This window comes from Gemmata algarum (genome assembly GCF_034097035.1).
GTDB classification, from domain to species: Bacteria; Planctomycetota; Planctomycetia; order Gemmatales; family Gemmataceae; genus Gemmata; species Gemmata algarum.
Genome location: NZ_JAXBLV010000110.1, coordinates 226,807 through 248,265 on the forward strand (window position 1 = coordinate 226,807; position 21,459 = coordinate 248,265).

Genomic DNA, 21,459 nt, shown 5'->3' on the forward strand with positions numbered 1-21,459 from the left:
CCAAACTTTCGAGCGAACCCGGGACCGGCTGTCAGCCGCTCCCGACGAGGACGACCGCATGACCTCTCGCACGATCCATCGCCCCGCCCGTCGCGGCCGGGCGGCGTTCACCCTGCCCGAACTGCTCGTGGTGGTGACCGTCACGCTCATCCTCATGAGCATCCTGGTTCAGGCCACCACGATCATCACGAACACGGTGAGTGAGGCCAAGGCCCAGGGCGACTTTGTGGGCCAGGAGCGTATGGCCATCGCGGTCATGCGTCGCGACCTCCAGCTCGACCACTTCCTCGAAGAGGACGGTAAGCCGAACCTGGGCCGCAAAGTGAGTGACCAGCGGATCGATCAGGCAACGGTGGTCAACGGGCTGCTCACCTATAAGCCGCCGCGGTCCGGGTACTTCTGGGTGTACGCCCCGCCAGCGAAGTCGAGAACCGGCTGGACGTATGACCCGTCTCAGCCGCCGACTTGGAACGTCGAAGAGGGGGACGACAACGCCGGGTTCGGCTCGTCGCGGGCGGGCAGTCACTTCATGCAGTTTACGATTGTGGTGCCCGGCGGGGCGCCGCAGAACACGTTGACCGCGGACGTGCCGATGGGGGACCCGAACGTCATCACCGGCACTTGCGCCGAGGTGGCGTACTTCCTGGAACGGCACAACCCGCCCCGCACAACGTCCGGCTTGGCGGGGGCACCGGAGGTGTACAAGTTGATCCGGCGGCAACGGCTGGCGGCCCGGAACACGGACGACGATCCGGCCTACGAGTCGATACTCAAATCATATCTGGGCGCCCCGAAAAATATGCCCCCGGCCGACCCGCTCGAAGTGATCGCGTGCTCCTATGACAGTGGCCAGACCCGGTACGACGTACTCAACCTCAACAACCTCACCCCCCGCGGTAGCCGGTTGGTGAGACAGTCGATCTCCAATTACCGGATCGGCGAGGACGTGTTGCACAACTACGTGACTTCGTTTGAGCTGAAATTCACCGGGCCACAGACCGGCGGCGTCTCCTATCTGGCGCCCGCGACCGGCAACATCTGGCCCCGCCCCTTTAACTTGGGCAACACCGACTACCCGTACGACGCGCTGCCGTTCAACGGCGAGTACGACACGGGTGACGAGAGCCTGCGGGCGCCGGCCAACTTGGCGACCGCAACGGTTACGGGGCCGGTGCTCAAGCCGATCCGCATCACCGGCATCCAGATCCGGCTGCGGTGCTGGAACCCGAGCAACAAGCAAACACGCCAGACCACAACGGCCGTGGAACTGTAACGTCCCGGACGAACCCGAACACCGCCCGCGCTCCCGACCGGTGAGCGCGGGCCGATCCCGAACGCACACGCATCGGAGAAGGACATGTTCCGACCACTCCTCCGCTCTCACCGCCGGCCCCCGCGCCGCGGTACGGCCATCCTCATCACGTGTTTCTTTCTCATCACCATCATGATGGTGACCGGGTTGGCGCTGGTGATGTACGCGGCCCGCGAGAAGGCCGCGGCGATGGCGTATCAAGACGCCATCGCGGTTCCCGCCAAGACACCGCCGGACCCGACGAACGCGGTCAACGCGTTCTTCGGCGGGCTGCTCTATGACGATCTCGACGACGGCGCCGCGCTCCAGAACGCGATGCGCGGCCACAGCATCGCGCGGAGCATGTACGGCAGTCGGTCTGACTACTCGGCGCCGGGCAACCCGTGGGTTGGGTCCGTGACCCCGTGGGCCGGGGTCGGCCCTTTCAACGACCAACCTAACACGTACACCTACAACGGTACGGCCACCTACCCATCTCTAGCCGGCATCACGAACCGTCAGCGGATCGTGAACTACACTGCCATGCAGATGGACAATCAGCCCCTGCTGATCGACCCGGAGTGGACTCGGAACCGACTGCCGAGTGCCGGCGGCAGTTGGCAGTTCAAGGACACCGTCGCTGGCCGCGACTACGTCGGCAAGCACGCAGGTTATACGTATCCGGGCGTCAAAGATTTCTTCCTCGGCGCCCAAGATCCGTACACCGGTGAGGTGTTGGTTCCGTCGTTCCACCGGGATTGGATCTTTGGCTCGCTCGCGCCCACAAATCCAAACTGGTATAACGACGCCGGTCGCGTACTGACACTGCGCCCACGTCCTGGTTCTGCGACCTTACCTGAGCACCCGAACTTCCCACGCGTTCCACCGAACGCCGACGGCAGCTATACCGGGGACGTGCAGAACTGCCCCGGATCGTATCGATTCATTGACGGCAAGGGCTTCATCGCGCTAAACGACAGCCTGTGGATGCACATCGGTCTGTCGCCGATGCGGTTGGCCAACGGTACGCTGGTGCAACCACTGGTGGCTGCGCTCGTCCTGCCGCTGGACGGCCGGTTTGACATGAGCGTCCACGGAAACCAGCTTAATGGCGGCGCGCACGAGGGGTACGGCGGCTACGGGCCGTGGGCGGTTGATATTGGTTACGGGCTCAGCGACTACAACGCGACCACTCCGCCTCCGATGCCTTTGGCCGCTAACATGGAAGCGAACCGTAAGAGCTTGACCGCGGGGCGAAAGGCGAACTACGCCGCCGAGTTCAACCCGTTCGCGACCGGACAACTGCTCCCGACCTACGGCGGCGTGTCGTGGACCGGGGCACAGGTGGATTTCCAGTTCCCGGCCGGCAACAGCCTGTTCGGGCAGCCGTCACGTGCCAACCCGACTTTGAACCCCATCTACAGCAATTTCCAGAACGACAACGCCCAGGTGCCCAAGCCCCCGGCTTTCCCTGATCCGACGCTCGGACACCCCGCCGGGTACAACCGGGACGAGTTCGCGGTGCGTGACACGGCCAACACGACCAGCCCGATATTCCCGTACACGGACCTGAAGCGGTTCAGCTTGCGGTACGCGTACACTCCGGACTGGTACTACCAGGCGTTCGCGACCAAGGCCGCGCAAGACACGTTCCTGGGGCAACCGAACGCTTACCCGTATTTGGCGAACCCGGGGGCAGGCACGCCGTCCACTTACCGGCTCGACCCGGCGCACAACCGGCGGCTCCTCTTCACCCCAAAGGCGACGGGGTTGGATCGCCCGGCCCTGGCGCCGAACTTCGTGAGCCGCGACGACGGGAGCGGTACCGGGTCTGCTTCGCCAGCGCTGCAAATCGTTGCGGGTGCGACCAAGCCGGGCGGCCTGTTCGCTGGCGCCAACGCTACCGCGACCGTATACCCCCCGCCGCAAAACCCTGGGACGGTGACCGACTTCGCGCCGCCGGTGGCTATTGGCACGAGCATTACGCAGCGTTGGTACAACATTCAGGCCGCACTGGGGTCGGTGAACCTGAACCGCCCACTGGCCGACTACCGCACCGACCTGACGAAGCCGCTGGGCACCGATGTAAACCCGGTGGGAACGCCGACCCCGGACCCGTTGTTGCTAAAGAACATGGGCAACGTTGTTCAGGCCGAGGCCGACCGGCAGGCGCTGGCGAAAGACATTTTCGTCCGCCTCTGTGTTGCGACCGGCGCGGCGGCCATCGTTGACCCGAACACCGGCAACATCAGCCTTCCTAACCCGATCAGTCGCCAAATCAACGGCGCGGGTGTGACGTACACCACGCAGCAATACGACGCGCTGCGATACCTGGCGCAGCTCGCAGTGAACATCGTGGACCACATCGACAACGACGATGTCAGCACCACGTTCCTGTGGAACCCTGTTGAAGGTGCAGCAGAGGATTTGAAAGCGGCAAAGGTTGGCAACCGGGCGGTGTTCGGCGTCGAAAAGCCGCGGTTGCTGCTCAACGAGGTGTATAGTGAGATCACCAACGATACGGGGATGAGTGACCAAGTTGAAGCCCTCAAGGATAAGGACGGTAACCCGATCCCGTTGGCACCGACGGCCAACGCACACGTTCGGTTTTGGGCCGAGTTAGTGAACCCGACTTCTGCCCCGCACGCAGCAAACACCGGTGTACTTGGTACCGGCGCCGTAAGCCTGAACGCTTATCAGATCCAAATCGCACGTGCGATTCAAGCTACTGGTGGCACCGAGGACCGGATCTCGTTCCTTAGCTCGCTGGGTAACACGTCCGGAGTATTTGGTAACGCGACCGGAACGCCGGTCGCTGCTGACGCGATCTTTAATTTCCCGCTTGTTCCGGCCGGCAGTAACCCTGCGGCTGTCGCGCCTAACGATGTGACACTGCTTAACAATGGCCCCAATAGCCAGTATGCTCCGCCGTATACAGGCGCACCGACCAGCACACTCCCGGCGGGCGGGTTCGTGCTTGTCGGCCCGCCGACGCTCACTCCGAAAAAGGACGCGAAAGAATTTAACCCACCGGCGGCCGGCGTTTGGGCAACAACGAACAAGGTCGATTCGCAACCCCTCGGGCCGGCGATGTCCAGTAACGGGATGGGGTACATGTTGACGATGCCCAGCGCGACCACCCTATCAAACAAGGAGTTCAAGCGGCACGTCGTCCAACTCCGCCGGCTCACCAATCCGTACTTGCAGGCCAACGACCCGAACTACAGCTACGATCCGAATCGGACGCCCAACCCCTACGTCACAGTTGACATGATGGACAACGTGCCAGCGTTCGACGCGGTTCACCGCGCGGCGGGACAAGCGACGGACCGCAAGGAACGAGACGGTGGCAACCCGGGTGGGTATGACCCGGTGGACCAGAGGTTTTCTGTTGGAAAGGTCCAGCCGTTAGCTGCGTATTCGGGCATGGTTCCAGCGGACGGCCCTGGAGTGTACAACGTGTACAACGGGAACACTGCCCGCGCTGTCGCTTCTTCGCTAACAGATTCCATGATTCGGGACCAGACTGGCGCCCCAACACTCCCGACTCCGGCGACAGATCCGACGGTAACGAACGACCCGAACGAGCCGAAAAACACGTTCGGACGTCACAACGGACACCTGAATAGGGGGCAACTACCATCGCTTCCGCCGGGCGCGACCGTGACACCTGCCAATGCCCCGGCAACGCTCACGGATACCATTATGCTCCCGTTCGACTGGCTGCCCCACCTGGACCGGCCGCTCGAAACGCAGGGCGATCTGTTCACGGTGCGAGACTGCCCGCCGCACCGGCTCACGTCCGAGTTCGTGCGCCCGAACGCGACCGCACCGTCTCTCCGGTACGACGCCAGCTACGCGCTGTGGACGAGGCACAACGACGGGCTCACGCGGGCGCTGGGGCTGCTGTCCGTGAAGTCGCCGGACCTACGCGTGGCCCACGGCGGCCGGGTCGCCGGTAAGTTGAACCCGAACGTGATTCAGGACCGTCGCGTCGTGCAGGGCGTGTGGGCGCCACAGGCGAACAACCGGTTCAACCTCGCCTTCGTGAACGACACGGTGTGGGACAAGTGGCTGCGGTCCCGCTCGAACATGCAGGGACGTAAGCAGGCGGACGGTGCCACCGTGTTCAACTCCCCGGTGCCAACCGGGAGCCTCGGGGAAGGTGGTGGCGACCGGCCGTTCATGCCGTTCGCGGCCCCGACTGCTACGGCCGGCACGTTTGCTTACGGGAACCCGAGTACGTTCAGCGACGGCGACACGATCTTGCGGCGCCCGGAGCCGACAATGGCCATCCCGAACCCGGAGCCGCACCTGATTCTGGACCCGCAGGCTGACCCCACCGTTGTTCATCACCCGTACACGCAGAGCGAGCCGCTGCGCAAGGTCATGAACAACCTCACCACCGTGAGCCACTCGTTTGTGGTGTACCTGACCGTTGGATACTTCGAGTACGAGGGCCTACAGACCGGGAATTACCCGTCGGGCGCGCCAGCGCCGCCGCGCTTCGGGGCCGAAGTGTACGACCAGATCCCCGGCGACATGCGGCAGAAGTTTGTCGCGGTCATCGACATGTCGAACATGGCGCTCGACCCGGTGAACCCGGTGCACGCGAGCGGCCAACCGTTCTTCACCGCGCTGACTTCGACCGTTCGACCGACGGCTAATCCGGCGACGATGCCCGCCGTGCTGACGCTGGCGAGCGGAGTTGGTGACAGCACAACGTTCCGAGTGCCGGTTGACGGGCAAACGGTATCGTTCCAGGCCGGTTCTAATCCCCAACTGGTGCTGGGGTACGGCCCTGAAACGCAAGTCTTGGTCGTCGATGCGGTTGGTCCGATGGCCCCACCAAACCCGCCGGACCCGGGAGCGAGGTACCCGAATGGACTCGCGGCGAATCAGATTGGGGTCCTCAATCTGTCGCGTAGTGCCTGGGGTGGGACGTGCGTGTCGAACGTGCGGCCGGGGTATGTTGGGCCACAACCGGGGTTCAACTTCACTCTCGATAAGTACAAGCCGGTCGTGCCCTACGTCGAGCGGCTCCGCTGAGTTCGAGTAGACTGAAGTGAAGGGGCGGGCGGCGATCCACTTGGACCGCCGCCCGCCCCTTGCTTATTCACGCCGCTTTTCCCACCGACACCGAACGTCCAGGAGGCAAAGACGCGACTGCGACGACGCACAACCGGCTGACGGCCGGTCGCGGTGACACCGGCGGACCGCGCCGGCGTTGCCGCGGCCGGCGTGCGATCAGATCGCGTCCGCGGTGCTCAGCGGCGTCGCCGGGCGGCGCGGGATCAGCGGGTACGACTGGGTCGGGTCGGCGTCGGTCGCGAGCTTCGTGAACTGACCGCTCTCGGGGTCGTAGGCGAACACGTCGCCGGTCTCCATCTTGTACACCCAGGCGTGCAGCTTCAGCTCCCCCGCCGCCAGCGCCGCCGCCACCGTCGGGTGGGTGCGCAAGTGCTCCACCTGCGTCAGCACGTTCTCCTGCACCATCACCTTCGCGCGGGCCTCGCCCGTCAGGTGCCCGTAGCACGAGCAGACGATCTCCGAACTGGCCTGCGCGTGCTCCAGCCACTGGCGCACGCGCGGCATGTTGGCCGTCGCCGACGGCTCCGCCACCGCCTGCATCGCCCCGCACCGCGTGTGCCCGCAGATGACGATGTCCTTGATGCCCAGCCCGCGGATCGCGTACTCGATCGTGGCCGCCTCGCCGCTGGCCGCGCCCGGCGTGTACGGCGGGACGATGTTGCCCGCGTTCCGGAGCACGAACAGCTCGCCGGGGTCGGTCTGGCAGATCAGGTCCGGCACCATGCGGGAGTCGGAGCAGGTGATGAACAGCGCCTGCGGGTGCTGCCCCTCCACCAACTTTCGGAAGAAGTCGCTGTTGGGGGCGAACACGTCGGCCTGGAACTTGTGAATCCCGCTGATGAGCTTTTCCACGTTATACCGTCTCCATTTGGATCGTGACGCGAGGGGGCTGGGCCGCCGCGCACGGTCGCGTGCGCGGCGCGGTCCTGGGACCGACCGGTTGGTTCGGGGCGCGCGGGGTGCGTGACGGAACCGGCTAACAGCGATAGGGGGCGCCAAGTCCGTTGCGGAACGGGTCGGCGGCGCTCGGCGGCGTCGTCCGCGGTTTGGCGACGTGAGAGTGGTGCATAGCGTGCGCGGGCGGCAGGGTCGCAACGAGTTCGCGAATCGGCTCGGCATTCCGATACGGGAAGGTGTGTCGCGCCTTGGCCGCACTCTCTTCCCGCTCGCCGCGCTCCTCGCGCTGCTCCTCTTCCTCGTTCGTCGGTGCGTGGGGCGCGGTCGGGGCCGGGAGGATTGGCAAGAGCACCGCCCGGGCCTGTTGCGAACTGGTGAAGGGCACCAGACACACGGCCACAGCGAGGAACCGGAGCGTCGCACCTAATCTGCGCATGGACTCCCTGACCGGCAACGGGGCTAAGGGCAAATTGTATACGCAAAATTCGTTCCGCAGCAAGTGCATTCGCCCCCCGTCACTCCCGGCGGCCGCACACTCACCACGATTCGCCCATAAACGGCCCGGATTTCGAGATGTCGGCCGCAATCGAACCAGTACTCTGAAAACGCGAACAGAAACTCTGCCCCCGCGTCAGAAGCCCGCCCCCATGCTCACAACCGACCTTGTTGAACGTGTACTGACCACCATCCCGGGCCGCACGATCGGGGTGCTCGGCGACCTGTTCCTCGACCGTTACCTGGACATCGACCCGGGTCTGAACGAGCCTTCAGTGGAAACCGGGCTCACCGCGTATCAGGTCGTGAAGGTGCGCAGTTATCCCGGCGCCGCGGGAACCGTCATCAACAACCTCGCGGCGCTGGGCGTGGGGCGTATCTACCCCATCGCGTGCATCGGCGACGACGGCGAGGGGTACGAACTCCGCCAGGCGCTCCGGACGCTTCCCGCCGTCGAACAGGGCGGGATCATCCAGTCGGAGGCGCGGCGCACCCCCACCTACACGAAACCGATGCTGGGAAAGGACGAACTGAACCGGCTCGACATCAAGAACCGCACCCCGACGCCGGACGGCATCCAGTCGCGCATCATCGAGTTACTCGACGCCACGTGGCCGCAACTCGACGCGCTGCTCGTACTCGATCAGGTGAGCGAAGAGGATTGCGGCGTGGTGACCGCCCGCGTGCGCGAGCACGTCGCACGACTAGCCGATCGCGACCCGGACAAGTTTGTCATGGCCGACAGCCGGGAGCGGATCTACCAGTTCCGCCACGTCTGTGTGAAGCCGAACGGCAACGAACTCAAGTCGTCGCGCGAGTTGTCTTTCCAGGTGCCCACCATCGGAGGGGCGGTCTACGACGACGCCGATTTGAAGACCCTGCCCCCCGGCCCGCTCGTATTCGCGACTAACGGCGAACAGGGCATCCGCCTGTTCGACACCCGAAAAGGCGAGCCGGTGCTCACCAGCGTGCCGGCGTACCCCGTTGCGGGGCCGATCGACATTTGCGGCGCCGGCGACAGTTGCTCCGCGGGGATCGCGTCCGCGATGGTCAGCGGGCTGACGCACGAGCAGGCCGCCGCGTTCGGGAACCTCGTGGCGTCGATCACCATTCAGCAGATCGGGGTGACCGGCACCGCGCCGCCCGAGAAAGTCCGCGCCCGCTGGCGCGAGGTGGGCTAAACGCGAACGGGCCGCGGATCAGATCCGCGGCCCGTTCGCTTGCTCGACTACGAATTCGCTCACCAGCGGCGGTAGAAATTGTAGTTATAGCCGCCGAGCGGGTTGTACGGGTTGTACCCGAACCCGCGGTTGTAGCCGTACCCGCCGAGCGGGTTGTATCCGTAAGACCGGCCGACCGAGTTACCGAACACGTCCCCGTAGTACGACCGTTGGTACACGCCCCCGAACGGGGAAACGTAAGTGCGGTTCGCGCCGTACGCGCCCCAGTTGCCGTAGTTATTGGTGACCACAACGCCGCCGTTGGGGGTGGTGTTGTAGAAGCGGTACGCGTACTGGGCGTCGGCGGTCGCGGCGGTGGTCAGGCCGATGGCGAGGGCGGCCACCGCGGCGAAAGTAAAGCGTTTCATGGTGTGCCTCCTATGTTGAAGTCCGCGGGCTCGGAACGTTAGAACATACCTTGCGATTGTCGTGCCTTAACAACAAAAAGTGCGGGCCGAGGATTCGCCCCTCGGCCCGGTGGTGGAAGCGTTACCGCCGCCAGCCGCGGCCTCGGTACATGCCGCCGTAGCTATTGGAGTACGGCGTGCTGTAGTACGGAGCACTGTAGTACGGTGTGCTGTAAGTCGTGGTGAAGCCGGCGGGTGTGACCACGCTGCCCGAATACGGGGAGTAGTAGTTGCTGGTGACGATGCCGGTGTACGCCGGCGCGTAAGACGAGTAGGTGACGGACGGATAGTTGTAAATCGCCGACGGGTAAACAGTGGACGGGTAGTTGTAGACCGTCGAAGGGTAGTTGTAGCTGGGTACGCTGCGGCTGCGGAACTGGGCGTCGGCGGTGCCGGCCGTGAACGCGAGACCGATGGCGGCAAGGGCCGTAAGTGCGAACGTTTTCATCTTTGTCCTCCGGGGCTGCCCGGGTGGGGAGCCGTTCGTTCGGCCGGCGATCCACGCCGGGCCGGTTCAGCGGAGGTAGAACTTGCACGACCCGTACCAACGGCCCTTCGCGCGATACTAATTTGACGGTTCTGAACGGAAGTGGCTGTCGAGTGAGCGGATAGCGGCGCGCAGCCGCTCGCGTGCCTCGGGTGGGAGTTGCTGCATCGCGTCCGGGTCGGCCAGCACCGCGCACGCACCTTCTACAATTTGGGCCAACCCGTGCCACGCGGAAGGCGAGGGCCGGGTCGCAAGCGACGACGGCGGTAAGGCCGGCGCACGCTCGCCTTGTGTCTTCTGATCGTGGTCGCTGGCTCTTTGCCCGCCGTCCTCCGCTTCTGCACCCGTTTCGACCAGCTCGCGCATGGTGTCGAGGAACCCGCCGGTGCCGACCGCCTCGAACGGGATCTCGTCCGCGTCGCCCGCGAACAGCCCGGCGAACAGCGCCTGTTTCGATTCGACCGTGCGCAGCACCCGCTCCTCAATTGTGCCACGGGTGACAAAGTTGATCACGCGCACCGGGCGGTTCTGACCCATCCGGTAAACCCGGGCAATGCGCTGCTCCAGCACCGCCGGGTTCCACGGCAGTTCGAGGTTCACCACCGTGTCCGCCATTTGGAGGTTCAGGCCGGTGCCGCCCGCGTCGGTGCTGAGGAACACTTTGCACGCCGCGTCGGTCTGGAACCGCTCGAGCACCGCCTTGCGCTCCTTCCCGGGCAGGCCGCCGTGCAGGAGCACGTACCCGACGCCCAACCGGTCGAGCACCTTCGCGGCCTCCATCGCCATCGTCTCCCACTGCGAGAACACCACCAGCTTGTGATCGCTGACGAGTTCGGGGACGAGTTCCGCGAACTCGTCCAGCTTGGGGGACACGCGGGTCTGCTTGTCGTACAGGAACAGGCTGTCGCAGATGGTGCGGAGGTTCACCAGCGACGCGAGGATGCGCTTCCTGTCGAGGTCGGTCAGGTAGTTCTTTTGAAGGAGCCGCGCCAGCGTGACCCGCTGCTCCTCGTAAGGGCCGCGCTGCTCGTCGGCGAGTTCCACGAACACGGTGTTGTCCGTGCGCGCGGGGAGCTGCGTGAGCACCTCGCCGCGGGTGCGCCGCAGGAAGATGGGCGCGAGCTTCTCGCGGATCTTGTCGAGGTTGCGGTACCCCTTGAGGTTGCCGTTCTCGTCCAGCACCCGGTGCTCGTGGAGGAACTCGAACGCCGGCCCGAACCGGCGCTCGTCCACGAACTGCACGATGCTGTACAGCTCCTCGAGCCGGTTCTCCAGCGGGGTGCCGGTCAGAACGATCGCGTACCGGCTCCGCAGCTTCTTCACCTCGCGCGAGGTCTTCGCCTCCCAGTTCTTGATCCGCTGCGCCTCGTCCAGCACGATCACGTCGGGCTTCCAGGCGTTGATCGCCTCGCGGTCCCGCACGACCTGTTCGTAGTTTACGAGCCGGAAGAAGGTGGGCTCGGCGTACTGGTCGAGCCGTGCCCCGGGGCCGCCCTCGATCACCTGAACGGGCCGCGCGGTGAACTTCCGGATCTCGGTCTCCCACTGGTACTTGACCGACGCCGGGGCGACGACCAGCGCGCGGCGGATGCCGCGCTCGCGGGCCAGCAGCTCGACCGCCGCGAGTGTCTGCACGGTTTTCCCGAGCCCCATGTCGTCGCCGAGGATGCTGCGGCCCCGGCACGCGAGGAACAGCACCCCGCGCATCTGGTAGTCGTACAGCGGCACGGAGAGGAGGGGCAGGTCGAGCGTGCCGGCTTCCAGTTGTTGCAGCCACTCCTGCTCGCGGGCGAGCATCTCGGCGCGCTCGATCTCGCGGTCGATGAACTCGAGCGCGTCGGACATCACGGTGACCTCTTCGGGCACCGCCTCCACGTCGCGGATGAGGTCGGGGTACTTCCCCCGCCCGGACCACAGCCCTTTGTCGTCGAAGTAGGCGTGCGCCAGCCGCCCGAGCTTGTCGGAGTGCCGGGCGGGGAGGTGAACCCCGACCTGAAGCTGCTCGCCGTAGTGAAGGAAGATCTCGGGCCGGGTGACGACCGCTTTCTTTTTCTGGAGGTGTACCGGCAGCTCGTCCTTGAGGTGGTCGAGCACGGCCTCAATGTGCTTGCAGGTCCCCAGGGTGTTCGCCTTAAAGTCCGGACAGGTGCAGGCGTTGTCCCCGACCTCGAACCCTTTGATCGAAACCGTGTACTGCCCGCCGGACTCCGGGTTGGTCACCCGATAGTCCGAGAACACGCGGTTCTTACCAGTGTTCTCGATTGCGAACTTTGTGGCCTTTGCCCGCTGTCGCCGGATGTCGATTTGCACTTCGCGGAGCATGCGTTTCCTTTCGCCGACCCGGGCCGCAGAACGGGTTGCGCCGCCATTGTACCGTGCCCCGCGGCGGCCGCCGCGCGGAACGTCGCCACCGTGCGTCGGCTTTGGTGAGCCGGTGAGGACGTGCTTTGGGCACGCTCGGACCGGTCAATCGCGTTATGAGGCCTTTGAGGCGTAGGCGAAAAAATAATTTGTGGGTTCACTACGTCGCGTCAACCATGTAAACTGTGCAAGCTGTGTAAACTAATTTTGGGTATCACAGAACGCGACCGACAACTGGACACCCGCGGCTGCACAAAACTGGTTATTCGGGTGTGGCGAATTTTGGTGAGACAGTAATCGCTAGCGTTTACTATGTGACCCGAAAAATGTTCTGCTCCGCCGCGAAAGAGCTATTTTTTAAGCTGGTAGTGCGACGTGAGTTCTCGGATATTCATTAAAGTCGCATTCAGCCGTAATCAGTGCTGACGCTATACGCTTATAAATGCAACTGCGGGCAGAAGGATTCTGCGGCGCTGGCCACAGTTCGCGCCTGACGGCGGCCACCGGTGCTCACCTGCGGGCCTTCCCGACCCTCGCAGGTGTCGCTTTCGGAAGACTATCCCGACCCGATCCCTCCTCACGACCTGAACCGATGCGCAACCGAGCTCGCCTGACGACTGAATCGCTCGAGAGCCGATTCACCCCGGCAACCATCACAATCACCGCGCTGACCGGTGGGTTCACCGCGTCGAACAACAACTACCGCATCCTCGCCGATGCGTTCACCAACCCGCTCAGCCCGAACTTCGTCAAGTCGGGCGACACCGTTATCTTGAGCGGTGTCTTTGACTGGACCGAGACGTTCGCCGCGGCCTCGTGGGCGCAGGGCAACGACGGCGTTGCTGGCACCGGCGGTGACGATTACGCGATTACCATTGGCGGCGGCCTGAAAAACGTCACTGTGACCGCCGCGTCGCTGGGGTCTGCGGTGATCCAGGGGCCGGGCGACCTCCCCAATGTTGACCTCGAAGGCGTGTTCTACTTCCCCGGCGCGGCGACCCCGGCCGAGGCCAACACCGGGTGGACGTTTTCCAACCTGACCCTGCTTGACTTTGACCTCGGGATCGGGATGTACGCGGACCCGAAAACGGTCGGCGCGGGCGCGTACTCCGGCACGACGATCACAAACAACCGGATCCGCATCGCGACCGACCTGAGCACGGCTGCGGCGCCGGCCGACGTGTCCCAGAACGTCGGCATCAACTACAGCTTCGGCACCGGGCAGACGATTTCGAACAACCTGATCGAGATCCCCGGCGACGCGGCCGGCTCCACGGCGAACTCGAGCACGGTCGGGATTCAGTCCGATACGTACTTGCCGGGAACCTATGAGGGGTTGCGGATCACCGGGAACACGATCCGGGTGCTGAACGCGGCCGCCGTCGCGAACCCGCAGCGGATCGTGGGCATTTGGGAGAACGGCCACTCCCACGGGAGCAACATCACCGTCAGCGGCAACCAGTTCCTGAACGCCGCGGGTGTGAACCCGGCGGCGAACCTGCAACAGGCGTTCATCATCACCTCGCACTCCGGTCCCAACGGGGTCGTGACCTACGCCGGGAACACGGTGACCGGGGCGAACATCGGGCTGGAGTGGCTCAGCCCCGTCGAGTTCCCGGGGTACGACTTCTCGAGCTATGGTCCGGTGCTCGTTCTCGGCAACACGCTGACCAACGTGCAGACCGGGATTTTGATCCAGTCGAAGGGCGTGGCCGAGCTGCGCGGCGGCAACGTCATCACCGGCACGGCGACCGGCACCGGCGTGAGCATTCAGGCCGGCTCGGTCGCGACGATTTACAACGGCTCGTTCACGGGCACCGGCGTCGGAATCGACGTGAACGGCGGGACGGCCCTGATCCAGGGCACGGACCTCAACAACAACGCGATCGCCGGGCTGCGGGTGGAGAATGGCGGCCTAGCGGACGCGGGCGGCGGCGGGACGTCCCTCGGCACCAGCAGCGGCGGGAACAACTTCGCGAACTACCGGCCGGCGGGCGCGGCGCGGGCGATCATCAACCTGAACGCCGCTGGTGCCGCAGCGAACACCTCGGCCCGCAACAACGTTTTCGCGTCCACGTCGCTCGCGTTCATCGAGCAGGTGGTGGACCACAGCGTCGACGTGCCCGGCCGCGGGACGGTCGATTTCAGCTCCCCGGCCGCGGCCGGCAACGTGGCCCCGTCGGTGGTCAACCAGTCGTTCGAGCTGCCAGCCGGCAGCCCGTCGGGGGCGCTCGCCGGCGTGGTGGCCGCCAGCGACGCGAACAACAACCCGCTGACGTACAGCATCATTGGGGGCAACACGGGCGGCGCCTTCGCCATCAACCCGACAACCGGCCGGATCACCGTCGCCAACCCAGGGGCGGTCAGCGTGGTGGGCAGCGGGCCGTTCAACCTGATCGTCCAGGTGAGTGACGGGCTGGCGTTCAGCAGTGCGACGGTGACCGTGACGCTGTTCACGGACCAACAGATCAATACCCCGGCCGCGACGCCGGTGTACCTGACGGCGGTGGGCGCGGACGCGGGCGCCAACGGCCACGTGAAGGTGTACAACCAGGACGGCTCGCTGCGGTTCAGCTTCTTCGCGTTCGACGGGTTCAACGGCGGCGTGCGCGTGGCCACCGGCGACGTGAACGGCGACCAGGTGGAAGACATCGTCGTGGGGGCCGGGGCTGGGGCCGGGGCGGCCGGCGGCCACGTGAAGGTGTTCGACGGCGCCACCGGGGCGCTGATCTCGAGCTTCTTCTCGTTCACGGGGTTCAACGGCGGGGTAAACGTTGCGGTCGGCGATGTGGACGGCGACGGCCGCGGCGACATCATTGTGGGCACCGGCTCGGGCGCGGCGCACGTCAAGGCGTTCAGCTTCGCCAACAACACGCTGCTGTCCAGCTTCATCGCGTTCTCGGGCTTCAACGGCGGCGTGACGGTGGCCGCGGGCAACTACGACGGGACCGGCGCCGACGAGATCGTTGTGGGCACCGCGACCGGCGCGTCGCACGTGAAGGCGTTCGGTCGCACCGGGAACGAGGTGCTCAGCTTCCTGGCGTTCCCGGGGTTCAGCGGCGGCGTGACGGTGGCCGCGGGGGACCTGAACGCCGACGGGTTCGCGGAACTCGTGGTCGGCACCGGGCCGGGCGTGAACGGCCAAGTGAAGGTCTTCCAGCGCACCACGGTCGCGACGGGCGGCGCAACCATCGCGACGATCTCGGGCACCAGCGGCGCACGCGTGGGCCTGGGGCGGATCAACGGCGACGCGGTTCCCGACATCCTGGTCGGGCCGGGGCCGGGCAGCAACGCGCTGGTGCGCACGTTCGACGGCAGCAGCTTTGCCGCCCTCGGCACCATCGCCGCGTTCGACGGGTTCCTCGGCGGTGTGTTCGTCGGCTAATTGACTCCTGGCGGGCACTTGGAGCCCGCCGGAGTGCGTGAACGACTGATACGCACGCAACGGCTCGCCCACTTGGGCGAGCCGTTGTCGCTTCTGACGGTTGATCGCAATTCTGCGGCGGCGCGGGTACCATGTCGGCTTCCGCTCGTACCGGAGAAGCCGTTATGCCGCGTTCTGTGCTCGCCGTCCTTGTTCTCATTGCTTTCACCTTACTCCCGTCCCCCGCCGCAGCGGGGGACATCCGACTCCACGTTGACGCGTCCGAGGTCGCGCGGAAGGTGATCCACGTGCGTGAGGTGATCCCGACGCAGCCGGAGTCGCTCACCCTGCACTACCCGCAGTGGATCCCGGGGCGGCACCGGCCCGTCGGCCAGATCGCCAACGTCACGGAGTTCCGCGCCGCTGCGAACGGCAAAGTGCTCACGTGGAAGCGCGCCGACGCCGACCCGTTCACGGTCGATGTCACCATTCCCGACGGGTGCAAGGAGATTGAGGTCACGTTCGACTTGCTGCTCGCCGCCGGGGCCGAGGGCGGGGCGCAGTTCATGACGGTCGCGTCGCCGAAACTGCTGATGCTGAACTGGAACGACGTGCTGATGTACCCACAACTGGACTTGCCCGGTGCGGCACCGCTGGAGGAACTCACGTTTGCTCCGATGGTGAAGTTGCCGGCCGGTTGGGCGTGTGGCACCGCCCTTCCGATCAAAGGGGCGACCGCTGGCGTTACGACCTTCGGGTCGGTCGCGCTTGGAATGCTCGTCGATTCGCCGCTCCTGGCCGGCGAGCACGTGCGCGAGGTGCCCCTCGACGGGGCGAGCGGCAAACACCGGGTGTTTATCGCGTGCGACAGCGTCGCCGGCCTCGACGCACCCGAAGCGACCCTCGCCGCGTGGAAGCGGCTCCCGGGTGAGGCCGAGAAGCTGTTCGGGCCAGCGAAACCGTACACCAACTACACCTTTTTGCTGGGTCTGAGTAACCACATCCCGCGCGCGGGCATTGAGCACCACCAGTCGAGCGACAACCGCCTCGCCGAACTCGCGCTGGTAAAAGCGGGCGAGCGGAAGGCCTCCGCAACGCTGTTCCCGCACGAGTTCGTCCACAGTTGGAACGGAAAGTATCGGCGCCCGGCCGACATGCTGAAACGCGACTACCAGAAGCCGCAGCAAACGCGGCTGCTGTGGGTGTACGAAGGGCTGACCAACTACCTGGGATGGTTGCTGGCGGTGCGGAGCGGGCTGTACACGCCCGACGAAGGCCGCGACTACCTCGCAATGACGGCCGCCCGCATGTCGAACGTCAAGGCCCGCGGGTGGCGCCCGCTGGACGACACGGCTGCTGCGGCCAGCACGCTGTTCGACGCCACAGGGGCGTGGCGGTCGGCCCGGCGATCGGTGGATTTTTACGACGAGGGCACGCTGCTGTGGCTCGAAGCGGACGTGCTGATTCGTACCCGGACGAAGGGCGCGAAGACTCTGGACGACTTCTGTAAGGCGTTCTTCGGCACCGGAACGGGCGCACCCGAGGTGGAACGCTACGCACTCGACGACGTGCTGAAGGCCCTCAATGAGGTGGCACCCTATGACTGGAAGGGGCACTTCGCGCGCCGGGTCGAGGCGGTGGCCGAGGCGCCGCCGCTGGACGGCATCACGAGCGGGGGCTGGGCGCTCGCGTACTCCGACAAGCCGACGGACCTGTTTACGACGATGGAGGGGCTGGCGAAGGGCGTGAACCTCGCCGATTCGGTCGGGTTCTCGGTCAGCGCGGACGGGCTCGTCGGGGACACGGTTCCGAACTCGCCGGGCGCGAAAGCGGGACTCGCCCCCGGGATGAAACTGATCGCGGTGAACGGTCGCCGCTTCTCGCCGGACGGGCTCAAGGCCGCTGTCGGCGCGACGAAATCCGGCGGGAAGCTCGAACTGTTGGCCGAGAGCGGCGACTTCTTCAAGACCCACGTGATTGACTACAAGGACGGGTTGCGCTACCCGCGCCTCGACCGCACCGCGGGCAAGCCCGATGTGCTCGGCGAACTGATGGGGCCGAAAACGAAGTGACCGCGACGAGGAGCGGTTCCGTTCTGAGTGAAGCGCCCTTCGCCCGTCGGTGTCTTCACCCGGTTGAGTTCTGCCGGGGTGTCGGCGAGGTACAGGCCCTCGCGGGTTCGATCCTGGGACAGGGTATTCGCATGGGCTGGGTCAACGACGCACGAGCGGGCCTGTCAGAGGGGCGGACGGTCCAGGTGCGCCCCACCGGCGGATCGATGCGCGGGCGGATCGAAAGCGGCCAACTCGTCACGATCGCGCCCGCCGATTCGGCGACGGTGAGCGCTGGCGATGTGGTACTGGTCGCGTGGCGTGGCGGGTTCCTCTTGCACCTCGTGAAAGAGGTGAACGGAGACCAACTGCTGATCGGGAACAACGTCGGCAAAATCAACGGCTGGGCGCCCCGCTCGGCCGTTGTCGGTCGGGTGACCGCGGTCACCGATTGAAGCCGCACGCACGACGCCTGACAGCAACCTACTTCTTCAGCTCCTTCACGCGGATGTTGCGGTAGCGCACGAACTGCTTCGTGTAGTCCCCGCCGCCGTGGACTTGCAGCGCGATGCCGCCTTTGTCCGCCAGCCGCTTCTCGGTGTCCTGATACTCCATGAACTTCACGCCCTTGATCCAGGTCGTGATCTTGGGCGGGTTGCCTTCGATGCGTGCCCGCAGTTCGTTCCACTCGCCGGGCTTCCAGAACGCCTTCCAGTCTTCCGCCTTCACCGGGCACTTGAACCCGCCGTCGGCCTGCTTGCTGGGCACCACGATCTCCGTCACGTCCTTCCCGAAGTCGAAGTTGCGGACGTGCGGCTTGCCGCCGATGCCCTCGCCGTAAATGCCCAGCAGGTTGCCGCCCTTGTGGTAGTCGATCATCGCTTGATAGCACTTCCCGGTGTCCGTGCTGCGCAGGAACAGTCCGCTGTCCGGGCCGTCGTCGTTGTTCATCTCCAGCGCCACCTCGAAGTCGCCGTACTCCTTTTCGGTGATGACGATCCCGCCGTTCCCGGGCTCGTCCTGGCTGCCGACGATCGCGCCGTCCTTGATCTCCCACTTCCCGCCGCTCTTGTTCTTACTTTTGCCGCTGTGCCCGGTCTTGGCGGACACCTTCCAACCGCCGAGCGTCTTGCCATCGAAAATGGACACGAAGCCTGCGTCGTCGAACGTTTCGGGCTTGGGCAGGTCGGCGCGGGCGGCCGGGAACAGGCTCCCGAGCAGGGCGGCGCATGCGACCACGGAGAGGGGCTTCATGTGTGGCTCCTGGGGCTGGCGGCGGGCGAGCGGGTCAGTATCCGCGACCGTTCCGGCCGTGTCCAGACGCACGAGAATGGAACGTGCCCCCGGCGGGGGCACTTCGTGTCACGGTTTCGTGCCCGCCACAACCTTCCGCAAGCCGGGAGCGCGTTGCTTGGCCGGACCGGTCCCGCCGTGTGGGCGTCACGGCACCGCGCAAAACATCTTCATAAACTTGTGCGACTTGCTCGACCGGTGCGCCTCACTTCTCGACCGGCAGCCCCTTCTCGGTCCACGCGCGCCAGCCGCCGTCCATGCTGATGACGTTGGTGTACCCCATCTTCTGAAGCGCGTCGGCGGCCAAAGCCGACCGGAAGCCCCCACCGCAGTAGAGCACCACCGGCGCGGCCGGGTCAGGAATCTTGGCCTCGACATCGCGCTCGAGGACGCCCTTGCCGATGTGGATCGCGCCGGGAACGTGTCCGGCCGCGAACTCGCTCTCCTCGCGCACGTCCACCAGCACGAACGATTCGCCCGCGTCCCGGCGGGCGCGCACGTCATCGACCGTGCATTCCGTGACTCGGGTCTTCGCGTCCGCCACAATCTTCAGGAACCCGGGAGCGTGTTGCTTCGCCACTGGTTGCGTCTCCGTTGGTGTTTATTCGTTGTCGTCGCGGCTGGTGAGCATAACCTCGTTAATCAGCCGCTGCACGTCCTCAGCGCCGAGGAACCCGAAGTGCTATGCACTGCCACTGGGTGAGGTTCTATTTCAGCCGGGCGAGTCGTGCTCGGTACGGTACCCAAAAGATGGCGAAACGGCACACGAAAGCAACCGACTCGATGGGCGATTTATTCGCCTCATTTTCACTGGGCGGTCTAGCTTGCCCACGCCACTAGCCCCGCACAACTTGCACAACCGGAAACTCCGCCACGCCGCACAACCGGAATCGGTGCAGAACGGCTCAAGTTCGCTGGGGGCCACCGCAAGGCGGTCTAGAATCGGATGTCGGAGACCGCCCATTGGGCCGCTGCGGAGGAGGGTCGATGTTACGGAAAATGCTGCTCACCGCGAGTGCAGTTCTGCTGGTCGGGGCGGTCGGGTGCCGGCACCGGTGCTGCCACCTGAACGACCCCGACAAGCGCCCGCGGCCGTACCTGCCCGAAGCGCCGCGGAACTCGATCCTGCTGCCGCCGGCGGGCGTACCGACCACGCCGGCCCCCTCATCCCCGCCGACCGGTTCGAGCAACTTCCCGCCGCCGGCGCTTGACCTGCCGCCCGGCGGCAGCCCGGCACCGAAGAGCGGCGGCCCAGAAGTGCTGTACCCGGAATCCCCGCCCGGTAGCTCCTCGGCCCGGCCCACGCAGCCGCCTCCGCAGGGCATTCTCGGCGCCCCGATGAAACCGCAAACGCCTGAGCCGCCCAAAAGCGCCACACCGAGTGGCGTCGGCGGCGCAACCAAGGTGAAGGACGGCCTGTTCGCCGGCCGTAAGCCGACGCTCGACGGGTTCGACGCGCTCAAGACTGCCGGATTCCGCTCGGTCGTGTACCTGCACCCGACCGGCCAGGATGTGAGTGCGATCAAGGACATGGCCGCGAGCCGCGGGTTGACGTTCCACGCGATCGAAACGACCCCCGAAACCCTGTCCGCCGCGCTGACCGAGTTCAACCGCGTGACCGCCGACCGGCTGAACCGCCCGGCGTATGTGTTCGGCGAGGACGACCTCCGCGCCGGGGCCGTGTGGTACTTGCACCTGCGGACGGTTGACTCGTTCGGCGACGACGCGGCGCGACTCCGTGCCAAGCCGCTCGGGCTGAGCGATCAAGGCGACGAGGGGCGCGCGTTCGCGCTGGCGATCCAGAGCGTCCTCGAATCGAGGTGACGTTTCACCCTCACGGCCGCCCAACAATTCCTAACAGCTCATCCGGCGTAGTGACCACGAAGTCCGGCGCCCCGGAGCGCAGCAGTTCCACCGTGTGAAAGCCCCAGGTCACCGCCGCGACCTTCGCGCCGACCTTCTTCGCGGCTTCGATGTCGCGCAATTCATCGCCGACGTACAGCACCTCCGAATGGTCGATCTGTTCGGCACGAATGATCCGCTTGAGCGCCTTGGCTTTGCCGAACAGCCGCGGGTAGCCGACCACGAAGGCGAAGCGTCCTTCGACCCCGTTCGCACGCAAGCACCGGCGGATGTTGTCCTCGCGGTTCGATGACAGGATGCCGAGTTTCATCCCAGAAGTGGCGAGGGCCGCGAGCACCTCGGGGAGCCCGGTCACGAGTTTCAACCGGTCGGCTTCTTCGGCCGCCGCAGCCTGATACTTCCGTACCAGGCGCGGGAGCCGCCACATCGAAATGCCGTGCTGCCGGAGGAACTGCCGCGTGGGCAGCGACCGTGCGGCGCTCAGGTCGCCGACCGGCTTGAGCCCCATCTCGGCCGCGAGCCGGTTGAAGATGGCGGTGGCGGTCGGGAGCGAGTCCGCGAGCGTCCCGTCGAAGTCCCAAACGACCAGTTTGAACGGCACAGTAGCCTCGGCCGAAAGGCGGAGAGTAAGAGCGCGTC

The 21,459-nt window shown here is 65.6% G+C and carries 15 protein-coding genes; 7 read left to right on the plus strand and 8 right to left on the minus strand.

Annotation, left to right across the window (positions count from 1 at the left end; genetic code table 11):
- The first annotated feature begins 58 nt into the window (after window positions 1–58).
- A complete protein-coding gene (locus tag R5W23_RS10265) occupies window positions 59–1,273 on the plus strand; it encodes a PulJ/GspJ family protein (protein ID WP_320686246.1) in 1,215 nt (404 codons plus the stop codon).
- 84 nt (window positions 1,274–1,357) lie between these two features.
- Window positions 1,358–6,340 carry a hypothetical protein gene (locus R5W23_RS10270; RefSeq protein ID WP_320686247.1) on the plus strand — a complete coding sequence of 1,661 codons (4,983 nt, stop codon included), beginning with the start codon at window positions 1,358–1,360 and terminating at the stop codon, window positions 6,338–6,340.
- Between the two features lie 198 nt (window positions 6,341–6,538).
- Here the strand turns inward: R5W23_RS10270 and R5W23_RS10275 are convergent, their stop codons facing one another.
- On the minus strand, window positions 6,539–7,234 hold the full coding sequence (locus tag R5W23_RS10275) for a carbonic anhydrase (protein WP_261185636.1): 696 nt from the start codon (window positions 7,232–7,234) through the stop codon (window positions 6,539–6,541).
- Between the two features lie 124 nt (window positions 7,235–7,358).
- Window positions 7,359–7,715, minus strand: coding sequence for a hypothetical protein (locus R5W23_RS10280; protein WP_320686248.1), 357 nt, complete (start codon window positions 7,713–7,715; stop codon window positions 7,359–7,361).
- A 211-nt stretch (window positions 7,716–7,926) separates the two neighbouring features.
- Between R5W23_RS10280 and R5W23_RS10285 the strand changes: the two genes are divergently transcribed.
- A complete protein-coding gene (locus R5W23_RS10285) occupies window positions 7,927–8,955 on the plus strand; it encodes a bifunctional heptose 7-phosphate kinase/heptose 1-phosphate adenyltransferase (RefSeq protein WP_320686249.1) in 1,029 nt (342 codons plus the stop codon).
- 59 nt (window positions 8,956–9,014) lie between these two features.
- On the opposite strand, the gene R5W23_RS10290 is transcribed toward R5W23_RS10285, so the two are convergent.
- The 3 genes from R5W23_RS10290 to R5W23_RS10300 all read right to left on the minus strand — a co-directional run bounded on the left by R5W23_RS10290 (window position 9,015) and on the right by R5W23_RS10300 (window position 12,210).
- Window positions 9,015–9,362 (minus strand): hypothetical protein, encoded by a 348-nt coding sequence (locus R5W23_RS10290; RefSeq protein WP_010043755.1) that lies wholly within the window; start codon window positions 9,360–9,362, stop codon window positions 9,015–9,017.
- A gap of 121 nt (window positions 9,363–9,483) precedes the next feature.
- Window positions 9,484–9,849 carry a hypothetical protein gene (locus R5W23_RS10295; RefSeq protein ID WP_320686250.1) on the minus strand — a complete coding sequence of 122 codons (366 nt, stop codon included), beginning with the start codon at window positions 9,847–9,849 and terminating at the stop codon, window positions 9,484–9,486.
- A gap of 117 nt (window positions 9,850–9,966) precedes the next feature.
- Window positions 9,967–12,210, minus strand: coding sequence for a DEAD/DEAH box helicase (locus R5W23_RS10300; protein ID WP_320686251.1), 2,244 nt, complete (start codon window positions 12,208–12,210; stop codon window positions 9,967–9,969).
- Window positions 12,211–12,841: 631 nt separating this feature from the next.
- Between R5W23_RS10300 and R5W23_RS10305 the strand changes: the two genes are divergently transcribed.
- From R5W23_RS10305 to R5W23_RS10315, 3 genes are all read left to right on the plus strand, one after another.
- On the plus strand, window positions 12,842–15,634 hold the full coding sequence (locus R5W23_RS10305) for a beta strand repeat-containing protein (RefSeq protein WP_320686252.1): 2,793 nt from the start codon (window positions 12,842–12,844) through the stop codon (window positions 15,632–15,634).
- A 164-nt stretch (window positions 15,635–15,798) separates the two neighbouring features.
- Window positions 15,799–17,685, plus strand: coding sequence for a M61 family metallopeptidase (locus tag R5W23_RS10310; RefSeq protein ID WP_320686253.1), 1,887 nt, complete (start codon window positions 15,799–15,801; stop codon window positions 17,683–17,685).
- A gap of 131 nt (window positions 17,686–17,816) precedes the next feature.
- Window positions 17,817–18,119 (plus strand): S24 family peptidase, encoded by a 303-nt coding sequence (locus R5W23_RS10315; protein ID WP_320686254.1) that lies wholly within the window; start codon window positions 17,817–17,819, stop codon window positions 18,117–18,119.
- A gap of 28 nt (window positions 18,120–18,147) precedes the next feature.
- On the opposite strand, the gene R5W23_RS10320 is transcribed toward R5W23_RS10315, so the two are convergent.
- Window positions 18,148–18,918, minus strand: coding sequence for a 3-keto-disaccharide hydrolase (locus R5W23_RS10320; protein WP_320686255.1), 771 nt, complete (start codon window positions 18,916–18,918; stop codon window positions 18,148–18,150).
- A gap of 244 nt (window positions 18,919–19,162) precedes the next feature.
- A complete protein-coding gene (locus R5W23_RS10325) occupies window positions 19,163–19,537 on the minus strand; it encodes a rhodanese-like domain-containing protein (RefSeq protein WP_320686256.1) in 375 nt (124 codons plus the stop codon).
- A gap of 407 nt (window positions 19,538–19,944) precedes the next feature.
- Here R5W23_RS10325 and R5W23_RS10330 point away from each other — a divergent pair, with 407 nt between their 5' ends.
- On the plus strand, window positions 19,945–20,781 hold the full coding sequence (locus tag R5W23_RS10330; RefSeq protein ID WP_261185626.1) for a hypothetical protein: 837 nt from the start codon (window positions 19,945–19,947) through the stop codon (window positions 20,779–20,781).
- Window positions 20,782–20,791: 10 nt separating this feature from the next.
- Here R5W23_RS10330 and R5W23_RS10335 read toward each other — a convergent pair whose 3' ends face one another.
- Window positions 20,792–21,421, minus strand: a complete 630-nt coding sequence (locus R5W23_RS10335; protein WP_320686257.1) for an HAD-IA family hydrolase — start codon at window positions 21,419–21,421, stop codon at window positions 20,792–20,794.
- Window positions 21,422–21,459: the final 38 nt, after the last annotated feature.

Excerpts from the sequence above, each read along its gene's own strand:
- R5W23_RS10330 (WP_261185626.1), top strand. The coding sequence starts at position 19,945 with ATGTTACGGAAAATGCTGCTCACCGCGAGTGCAGTTCTGCTGGTCGGG.
- R5W23_RS10300 (WP_320686251.1), bottom strand. The coding sequence starts at position 12,210 with ATGCTCCGCGAAGTGCAAATCGACATCCGGCGACAGCGGGCAAAGGCC.
- R5W23_RS10305 (WP_320686252.1), top strand. The coding sequence starts at position 12,842 with ATGCGCAACCGAGCTCGCCTGACGACTGAATCGCTCGAGAGCCGATTC.
- R5W23_RS10295 (WP_320686250.1), bottom strand. The coding sequence starts at position 9,849 with ATGAAAACGTTCGCACTTACGGCCCTTGCCGCCATCGGTCTCGCGTTC.
- R5W23_RS10290 (WP_010043755.1), bottom strand. The coding sequence starts at position 9,362 with ATGAAACGCTTTACTTTCGCCGCGGTGGCCGCCCTCGCCATCGGCCTG.
- R5W23_RS10265 (WP_320686246.1), top strand. The coding sequence starts at position 59 with ATGACCTCTCGCACGATCCATCGCCCCGCCCGTCGCGGCCGGGCGGCG.
- R5W23_RS10310 (WP_320686253.1), top strand. The coding sequence starts at position 15,799 with ATGCCGCGTTCTGTGCTCGCCGTCCTTGTTCTCATTGCTTTCACCTTA.
- R5W23_RS10320 (WP_320686255.1), bottom strand. The coding sequence starts at position 18,918 with ATGAAGCCCCTCTCCGTGGTCGCATGCGCCGCCCTGCTCGGGAGCCTG.
- R5W23_RS10270 (WP_320686247.1), top strand. The coding sequence starts at position 1,358 with ATGTTCCGACCACTCCTCCGCTCTCACCGCCGGCCCCCGCGCCGCGGT.
- R5W23_RS10285 (WP_320686249.1), top strand. The coding sequence starts at position 7,927 with ATGCTCACAACCGACCTTGTTGAACGTGTACTGACCACCATCCCGGGC.
- R5W23_RS10315 (WP_320686254.1), top strand. The coding sequence starts at position 17,817 with ATGGGCTGGGTCAACGACGCACGAGCGGGCCTGTCAGAGGGGCGGACG.
- R5W23_RS10280 (WP_320686248.1), bottom strand. The coding sequence starts at position 7,715 with ATGCGCAGATTAGGTGCGACGCTCCGGTTCCTCGCTGTGGCCGTGTGT.